The organism is Aromatoleum evansii, from assembly GCF_012910805.1.
Taxonomy (GTDB): domain Bacteria; phylum Pseudomonadota; class Gammaproteobacteria; order Burkholderiales; family Rhodocyclaceae; genus Aromatoleum; species Aromatoleum evansii.
Genome location: NZ_WTVK01000108.1, coordinates 1 through 8,422, shown reverse-complemented (window position 1 = coordinate 8,422; position 8,422 = coordinate 1). Strand labels below are relative to the sequence as shown.

The following is an 8,422-nucleotide window of genomic DNA, read 5'->3' as shown; positions in this document are numbered from 1 at the left end:
CCCCACCCCCGCCTCCTCTGGCGGGACGTCACGATCTTCGACGGCGAACGGGAACTGCCCGTCCCGATGGCGGTGCTGGTCGAAGGCGGTCGCATCGCGAAGCTGTGCCCGAGCGAGGCCCTGCCCGCAACCGATCCAGCCAGCGTTCGCGACATGGGCCGCGGCGGCGTGATGACCCCAGGCCTCGTCGACTGCCACACCCACCTCGTGTTCGGCGGCAACCGCGCCGACGAGTTCGCGCGGCGCCTCGAAGGCGCGAGCTACGCGGAGATCGCTCAGGCTGGCGGCGGCATCCTCAGCACCGTGCGCGCGACCCGCGCCGCGAGCGAAGATGAACTCCTCGCCGCCGCACTGCCCCGCCTCGCCGCGCTCGTCGCCGACGGCGTCACCACGGTCGAGATCAAATCCGGCTACGGCCTCACGCTCGCCGACGAACTGAAGATGCTGCGTGTCGCGCGCCGCCTCGGCGAACGCCTTCCCGTACGCACCGTCACGACACTGCTCGGCGCGCATGCCCTGCCCCCCGAATACAAGGACGACCAGGACGGCTACATCCGCCTCGTGTGCGAGGAGATGATCCCCGCCGCCGCGGCCGCCGGGCTCGCCGACGCGGTGGACGTCTTCTGCGAAGGCATCGCCTTCAGCCCCGCGCAATGCGAACGCGTGTTCGCCGCCGCCGCCCACCACGGCCTGCGCGTGAAGGCGCATGCCGAGCAGCTCTCCAACCTGGGCGGCGCGGCACTTGCGGCACGCCACGGCGCATTGTCGGCCGATCACATCGAATACCTCGACGAGACCGGCGTGCGCGCGCTGGCCGAAGCCGGCACCGTCGCGACCCTGCTGCCCGGCGCCTTCCTCACCCTGCGCGAGACACAGTTGCCGCCCGTCGACGCCCTGCGCCGCCACGGCGTGCCGATCGCGATCGCGACCGACGCCAACCCCGGCAGCTCGCCGCTCTTCATGCCGACGCTGATGCTCAACCTCGCCTGCACCCTGTTCCGCCTGACCCCGCGCGAGGCGCTCGCCGGCATGACCGCGAACGGCGCCCGCGCGCTCGACCTCACCGACACCGGACGCATCGCCGAGGGCCTGCGCGCCGACCTGTGCGTATGGGACGTCGCAAGTCCGACAGAACTTGCCTACGCGGTGCAGCCGGGACGGCTGCGTCAGCGCGTGTTCAACGGCGAGGTCACGCACAACCGCAGCGACGAATACACGCAGGAGGCACGATGAACGCCGACCGCATGAACATGGACGCCTGGACCGGACGCATCGACCCGGAGCCCGACAGCCTGCGCTGGCACCAGGTCATCCGCCCACTCGACGCCGCCGATTCGCCCGGTGTCGCCCTCATCGGCTTCGCCTGCGACGAAGGCGTTCGGCGCAACCACGGCCGTCCCGGCGCAATCGCCGCACCCGCCACAATCCGCAAGGCTTTGGCAGGCCTCGCCTGGCACCGCGAAAGCCCGGCCTACGACGCGGGCAACGTCGCCTGCGACAACGGCGACCTCGACGCCGCTCAGGCACGCCTTGCGGCAGATATCGCCACCCTGCTCGCTGCGGGCCACTTCCCGGTCGTGCTCGGCGGCGGGCACGAAGTCGCCTACGGCAGTTGGCAGGGACTCGCCGCACACCTTGCAAGCACAGCCGCCGACATCCCGCGCATCGGCATCATCAATTTCGACGCCCACTTCGACCTGCGCGACCCGGCGCACGTACACTCGTCCGGCACGCCCTTCGCGCAGATCGCCCACGCCTGCGCCGACCGCGGCTGGCCATTCCGCTACGCCTGCCTCGGCGTCAGCCGCGCCGCCAACACCCGCGCCCTGTTCCGCCGCGCGGCCGACCTCGACGTGCTGGTGCGCGAAGACCGCGACATCACGCCCCTGAGCCTCGAGCGCATCGGCGAGGACCTCGACGCCTTCATCGCCACCTGCGACCACGTCTACCTCACCATCGATCTCGACGTCCTGCCCGCCGGCGAGGCCCCCGGCGTCAGCGCCCCGGCCCCGCACGGCGTACCGCTCGCGCTGCTCGAGCCACTGATCGAGCGCGTGCGGAACAGCGGCAAGCTCAGGCTCGCCGACCTCGCCGAGCACAACCCCGAATTCGATATCGACAGCCGAACCGCCCGCGTCGCCGCACGCCTGATCCATCTGATGACCCTGAACGGCTGAAGCCAAGGCCGTCTTCCATAGAAGCAACCGCGAGGAGACCCGCATGAACCGCCCCCATCGACACATCCCGCCGTCGCCGGACTGCAGCATTCGCACCACTACGTCGAGCGAGCCGACGCCCCCGGCCCAGGGAGCGCGGTGATGGCCGAACAGATCTCGCTGAGCGTCGCGCCCGTGCGCACCCATACGCTTGCCCGCCTGCTGGGCTACAGCCTGATCGGGCTGGTGCTGTTCTTCCTGCCCGTCGACATCTCCGGCCGCTCGACGATCCTTCTCGACCATGCCGCAAGCTTCCTGCTCAAGGAGGCACGCCCGCTCGTGATCGGCCTCGCGCTCGTGCTCATGGCCTACGGCGCGATCCATCCCTGGGTGAGCGGCGCGTGGCGCCACAACGCGGTCACGCTGGCGTTCTCGGTATTGAAGGTACTGGGACTCGCGATCGGTATCGCCTTCCTCTTCAGGTTCGGCCCGGAAGCGGCGTACGCCCCCGGCATGCTGCCCTTCCTGTTCGACAAGCTCGTGCTGCCGCTCTCGCTGATCGTACCGCTAGGCTCGCTCGCGCTGGTATTCCTGATTGGCTTCGGCCTGCTGGAGCTGATCGGCGTGCTGATGCAGCCGGTGATGCGGCCGATCTGGCGCACGCCGGGCAAGTCCGCGATCGACGCCGTGGCGTCCTTCGTCGGCAGCTATTCGGTGGGCCTGCTCATCACCTCCCGCATGTACTCCCAAGGCCACTACACGCTGCGCGAAGCCGCCATCATCGCCACCGGCTTCTCGACCGTATCGGCCCCCTTCATGGTCATCGTCGCCAAGACCCTCGACCTGATGCCGGCGTGGAACCTGTACTTCTGGGGCAGCATGGCCGTCACCTTCGCCGTCACCGCGGTAAGCGCGCGCCTCTATCCGCTGTCGCGCCTGCCGAGCGAAGGCCAACCGGATCCGCAACTGCCGCCCGGCCAGAGCCGCATTCAGGCAGCATGGCACGCCGGCGTCACCCAGGCGCAGAGCGCCCCGGCGCTTTCCGCCGCGCTGCGCGAAACGTTCGCCGACGGCGTGCGCATGACCGCCGCGATCCTGCCGAGCATCCTCGCCGTCGGCCTGCTCGGCCTGCTCGCAGCGAAGTACACGCCGCTCTTCGACGTCATCGGCCTGCTCCTCTACCCCGTCACCTGGGCCTTCGGCCTTGCCGAACCGATGACGGTCGCCCGCGCGATCGCCGCCGGCCTCGCCGAGATGTTCCTGCCGGCGATGCTGCTCAAGGACGCCGACGTGGTCGTCCGCTTCGTCGCCGCCACGGTGTCAGTGAGCAGCGTGCTCTTCCTCTCGGCCTCGATTCCCTGCGTCCTCGCCACGCGAATTCCCATGCGCCTGCGCGACCTGCTGCTGGTCTGGCTGCAGCGCACCCTTTTGAGCCTGGTGCTCGCCATCCCGATGGCCCAGCTCGCACACCACCTCGGCTGGCTCTAAGCGCCATCCCAATCAGACGAAACAAGGAGACCCCCATGAGCAAATTCCGTGATATCGAAATCCGCGCCCCGCGCGGCAACGAACTCAGCGCCAAGAGCTGGCTCACCGAAGCCCCGCTGCGCATGCTGATGAACAACCTCGACCCCGAGGTCGCCGAGAGTCCCAAGGAGCTCGTCGTCTACGGCGGCATCGGCCGCGCCGCCCGCGACTGGGCCTGCTTCGACAAGATCGTCGAAGTCCTGCGCCGCCTGGAGGACAACCAGACCCTGCTGATCCAGTCCGGCAAGCCGGTCGGCGTGTTCGAGACCCACCGCGACGCCCCGCGCGTCCTGCTCGCCAACTCCAACCTCGTCCCCGCCTGGGCGAACTGGGAGCACTTCAACGAGCTCGACCGCAAGGGCCTGATGATGTATGGCCAGATGACCGCTGGCTCGTGGATCTACATCGGCTCGCAAGGCATCGTGCAGGGCACCTACGAGACCTTCGTCGAGGCCGGACGCCAGCACTACGGCGGCAGCCTCGCCGGCCGCTGGGTGCTCACCGCCGGCCTGGGCGGCATGGGCGGCGCCCAGCCGCTCGCCGCGACGCTCGCCGGCGCCTGCTCGCTGAACATCGAATGCCAGCAATCGCGCATCGACTTCCGCCTGCGCACCCGCTACGTCGACGAACAGGCCACGGACCTCGACGACGCGCTGGCCCGCATCGCGCGCTACACGCAGCGCGGCGTCGCCAAGTCGATCGCCCTGTGCGGCAACGCCGCCGACATCCTGCCCGAACTCGTGCGTCGCGGCGTGCGCCCCGACATGGTCACCGACCAGACCAGCGCCCACGACCCGCTGCACGGCTACCTCCCCTCCGGCTGGACCTGGGACGAATACGTCGCGCGCGGCAAGACCGAGCCGGAAGCCGTCGTCGCCGCCGCGAAGCGCTCGATGGCGCAACACGTGCGCGCGATGCTCGCATTCCAGCAGATCGGCGTCCCGACCTTCGACTACGGCAACAACATCCGCCAGATGGCCCTCGAGGAAGGCGTCACCAACGCCTTCGACTTTCCCGGCTTCGTGCCCGCCTACATCCGCCCCTTGTTCTGCCAGGGCATCGGCCCCTTCCGCTGGGTCGCGCTCTCGGGTGACCCCGAGGACATCTACAAGACCGATGCCAAGGTCAAGGAGCTGATCCCGGACAACCCGCACCTGCATCACTGGCTCGACATGGCGCGCGAGCGCATCAGCTTCCAGGGCCTGCCCGCACGCATCTGCTGGGTCGGCCTGAAGGACCGCGCCCGCCTCGGCCAGGCCTTCAACGAGATGGTCGCCAAGGGCGAACTGAAGGCCCCGATCGTGATCGGTCGCGACCACCTCGACTCCGGCTCGGTCGCGAGCCCCAACCGCGAGACCGAGAGCATGATGGACGGCTCGGACGCCGTGTCCGACTGGCCGCTGCTGAATGCGCTGCTCAACACCGCCGGTGGAGCGACCTGGGTCTCGCTGCACCACGGCGGCGGCGTCGGCATGGGCTACTCTCAACATGCGGGCGTCGTCATCGTCGCCGACGGCACGCCCGAAGCCCACGCCCGCCTCGGCCGCGTGCTGCGCAACGACCCGGGCACCGGCGTGATGCGTCACGCCGATGCCGGCTACGATATCGCCCGCGACTGCGCGCGCGACAACGGGCTCGACCTGCCGATGCTCGACGCCGTGAAAGGAGCCTGAGGTGACAGAAATGACTTTCGACCCGAGCATTGAATTAACCCTCATCCCCGGTGAACTGACGCTGGCCCAGTTGCGCCAGGCTTACGAGCACCCAATCCGCGTGACCCTGCCCGAGAGCGCTTCAGGCGCCATCGAGCGCAGCGTCGCCTGCGTGCGCCGCGTGATCGACGAGGACCGTGTCGCCTACGGCATCAACACCGGCTTCGGCCTGCTCGCGCAGACCCGCATCGCGCACGAGGACCTCGAAACCCTGCAGCGCTCGCTGGTGCTGTCGCACGCCTGCGGCGTCGGCGAAGCCCTCGACGACGCGACCGTGCGCCTGATCATGCTGCTCAAGGTGAACAGCCTCGCGCGCGGCTTCTCCGGCATCCGCCGCCGCGTAATCGACGCGCTGATCGCGCTCCTCAACGTGGGCGTCTATCCCGAGATCCCGGCCAAGGGCTCGGTCGGCGCCTCGGGCGACCTCGCGCCGCTCGCCCACCTGTCGCTTACCCTGCTCGGCGAGGGCCGCGCACGCCACCAGGGCAAATGGCTGCACGCCGTCGAGGCGCTCGCCGTGGCCGGACTCGAACCGCTGACCCTCGCGGCCAAGGAAGGCCTCGCGCTCCTCAACGGCACGCAGGTCTCCACCGCTTACGCGCTGCGCGGCCTCTTCGACGCCGAAGACCTGTTCGCCGCCTCCACCGTCTGCGGCAGCCTCACCGTCGAAGCCGCGCTCGGCTCGCGCGTGCCTTTCGACGCCCGCATCCACGCCGCACGCGGCCAGCGCGGCCAGATCGACACGGCGGCGGCCTACCGCCACCTGCTGGAAGACAGCAGCGAGATCGCGCAGTCGCACGTCGCCTGCGGCAAGGTGCAGGACCCCTACTCGCTGCGCTGCCAGCCGCAGGTCATGGGCGCCTGCCTCACGCAGATCCGCCAAGCGGCCGAAGTACTCGCAGCCGAAGCCAACGCGGTGTCGGACAACCCGCTGGTGTTCGCGGACGAGGACGACATCCTCTCCGGCGGCAACTTCCACGCCGAACCGGTCGCGATGGCCGCCGATAACCTCGCGCTCGCCATTGCCGAAATCGGCGCGCTGGCCGAGCGGCGCATCTCGCTGATGATGGACAAGAACATGTCGCAGCTGCCGGCCTTCCTCGTCGCCAACGGCGGCGTGAACTCCGGCTTCATGATCGCGCAGGTCACCGCCGCCGCGCTCGCCAGCGACAACAAGGCGCTCGCGCACCCCGCCAGCGTCGACAGCCTGCCCACCTCCGCCAACCAGGAAGACCACGTCTCGATGGCCCCCAATGCCGGCCGCCGCCTGTGGGCGATGGCCGACAACGTGCGCGGCATCCTCGCCATCGAATGGCTCGCGGCATGCCAGGGCCTCGACTTCCGTGACGGACACAAGAGTTCGCAGAAGTTGGAGGATGCCCGCACGGCGCTGCGCGCGAAGGTGCCCTTCTACGAGGTCGACCGCTACTTCGCGCCCGACATCGCCGCAGCGACGACACTGCTCGAGACACGCATCCTTTCCGCAATGATGCCCGCCGGACTGCTGCCCTCGCTCGCCTAACACAAGCTCGACAACCAACCGGGCCCCGGCACACACGGGGCCCGCACTTCACTCATTCTGCATGCTGAAAGAGGTCGCCGGCTGTATCATGGCAGCATCGCATCAGCCGCAAAAGGAACGGCCGTGGCCAGCCCTGTCCCCCGCTACCGCCAGATCGAGGAATTCCTGCTCGAGAAAATCCGCAGCGGCGCCTATCCGGTCAATCACCAGATCCCGCCGGAAGAGCAGCTCGCCCGGGATTTCCACGTCAGCCGCATGACCGCCAACAAGGCGATCCGCGATCTCGTCCAGGGCGGATACCTCGTACGCCAGGCAGGCCTCGGTACCTTCGTCACCGACCGCAAGGCCGAGTCCTCCCTGCACGAAGTACTCAACATCGCCGCAGAAGTCCGCGGTCGCGGCAATACATACAGCAATACCGTACTGTCCTGCGAAGCCATCGACGCCGACGACGAAGTCGCCCTGCGGCTGGGCGTACGCCTTGGCACCCGCGTCTTCCACACGGTCATCGTACATCGTGAAAACGATGTGCCAATCCAACTCGAGGAACGCTTCGTCAATCCAAAGTGGGTGCCCGACTACCTCGACACCGATTTCTCGCGCCACACGCCGAACGAAGTCCTTGTCGCCGCCTGCCCGATCTCGGATGTGGAGCACGTCGTCGAGGCAGTCCTCCCGACACCGCAGACCGCCACCGCGCTCGACATCGGCACTGCCACCCCCTGCCTGTTGATGATCCGACGCACCTGGTCCGACGAACACCTCATCAGCTATGCACGCCTGACTCACCCGGGAGACCGGTACAAATTGCGCTCCACGATGCGCACCTGAGCTTGACGGGGGACGGGCGAACTCCCCGATAGCCCCACAGGAAGAACGTGCGCACAGCGCGCGCTCATGCCCACGCTATCGTGGCTATTCCTCGGGCATCGCCATCACCATCCATGACACGCCGAAGCGGTCCGTGAGCATTCCGAAACACGGCGACCAGAAGGTCTTCTCGCGCGCCATCTGAACCTGCCCTCCCGCGGCCAGCGCCGCAAAAGCACGCTCTGCACCAGCCACATCCGGCGAGCTCGCGGTCAATGAAAAACCACGAAAACCCGGCCCAGCCGCACAGGGACCATCCGACAGCATCACCTCGGTGTCCCCGAAGCGCAGATTCGCGTGCATCACCTTGTCCTCGAAGCCTGCCGGCAATGCTCCTGCCAAACCGGAGACGATGACCCGCCGACCGCTTCTGCGGACGCTTCTTACAACACGCCCCGGGACACGATCGCATTGACATACGGGCACACCCCTCAAGGTATTGGGAGCGAGCGATCCGAACGCGTTAACGCAAAAAACCCGCTGACGTTAGGTCAGCGGGTTTTCGGAGTAGTTAGTCTGACGATGACCTACTTTCGCACTCACGAAGAGCACTATCATCGGCGCGGTCCTGTTTCACTGTCCTGTTCGGGATGGGAAGGAGTGGTTCCGGGACGCTATGGTCGTCAGACTGTAAG

7 protein-coding genes and 1 rRNA gene are annotated in these 8,422 nt (G+C 68.1%); 6 read left to right on the top strand and 2 right to left on the bottom strand.

Annotation, left to right across the window (positions count from 1 at the left end):
• From hutI to hutC, 6 genes are all read left to right on the top strand, one after another.
• The coding region (gene hutI, locus GO615_RS26715; RefSeq protein WP_169132894.1) for an imidazolonepropionase at positions 1 to 1,233 on the top strand (1,233 nt) is incomplete at its 5' end.
• On the top strand, positions 1,230 to 2,177 hold the full coding sequence (hutG, locus tag GO615_RS26710; protein WP_169132893.1) for a formimidoylglutamase: 948 nt from the start codon (positions 1,230 to 1,232) through the stop codon (positions 2,175 to 2,177). The genes hutI and hutG, both read left to right, overlap by 4 nt.
• Before the next feature lie 141 nt (positions 2,178 to 2,318).
• Positions 2,319 to 3,644, top strand: a complete 1,326-nt coding sequence (locus GO615_RS26705) for a YjiH family protein (RefSeq protein ID WP_169132892.1) — start codon at positions 2,319 to 2,321, stop codon at positions 3,642 to 3,644.
• Positions 3,645 to 3,679: 35 nt separating this feature from the next.
• Positions 3,680 to 5,356, top strand: coding sequence for a urocanate hydratase (gene hutU, locus GO615_RS26700; protein WP_169132891.1), 1,677 nt, complete (start codon positions 3,680 to 3,682; stop codon positions 5,354 to 5,356).
• Positions 5,357 to 5,366: 10 nt separating this feature from the next.
• On the top strand, positions 5,367 to 6,917 hold the full coding sequence (gene hutH / locus GO615_RS26695; protein ID WP_211167387.1) for a histidine ammonia-lyase: 1,551 nt from the start codon (positions 5,367 to 5,369) through the stop codon (positions 6,915 to 6,917).
• Between the two features lie 123 nt (positions 6,918 to 7,040).
• On the top strand, positions 7,041 to 7,748 hold the full coding sequence (gene hutC, locus GO615_RS26690) for a histidine utilization transcriptional repressor HutC (RefSeq protein WP_169132890.1): 708 nt from the start codon (positions 7,041 to 7,043) through the stop codon (positions 7,746 to 7,748).
• 84 nt (positions 7,749 to 7,832) lie between these two features.
• Here the strand turns inward: hutC and GO615_RS26685 are convergent, their stop codons facing one another.
• Positions 7,833 to 8,090 carry a VOC family protein gene (locus GO615_RS26685; protein ID WP_211167385.1) on the bottom strand — a complete coding sequence of 86 codons (258 nt, stop codon included), beginning with the start codon at positions 8,088 to 8,090 and terminating at the stop codon, positions 7,833 to 7,835.
• A 211-nt stretch (positions 8,091 to 8,301) separates the two neighbouring features.
• A 5S ribosomal RNA gene (rrf, locus tag GO615_RS26680) occupies positions 8,302 to 8,415 on the bottom strand.
• Between the last annotated feature and the right edge of the window lie 7 nt (positions 8,416 to 8,422).

Coding starts and splice junctions, on each gene's coding strand:
- hutG (WP_169132893.1), top strand. CDS start 1,230: ATGAACGCCGACCGCATGAACATGGACGCCTGGACCGGACGCATCGAC.
- GO615_RS26705 (WP_169132892.1), top strand. CDS start 2,319: ATGGCCGAACAGATCTCGCTGAGCGTCGCGCCCGTGCGCACCCATACG.
- hutU (WP_169132891.1), top strand. CDS start 3,680: ATGAGCAAATTCCGTGATATCGAAATCCGCGCCCCGCGCGGCAACGAA.
- hutH (WP_211167387.1), top strand. CDS start 5,367: ATGACTTTCGACCCGAGCATTGAATTAACCCTCATCCCCGGTGAACTG.
- GO615_RS26685 (WP_211167385.1), bottom strand. CDS start 8,090: ATGCACGCGAATCTGCGCTTCGGGGACACCGAGGTGATGCTGTCGGAT.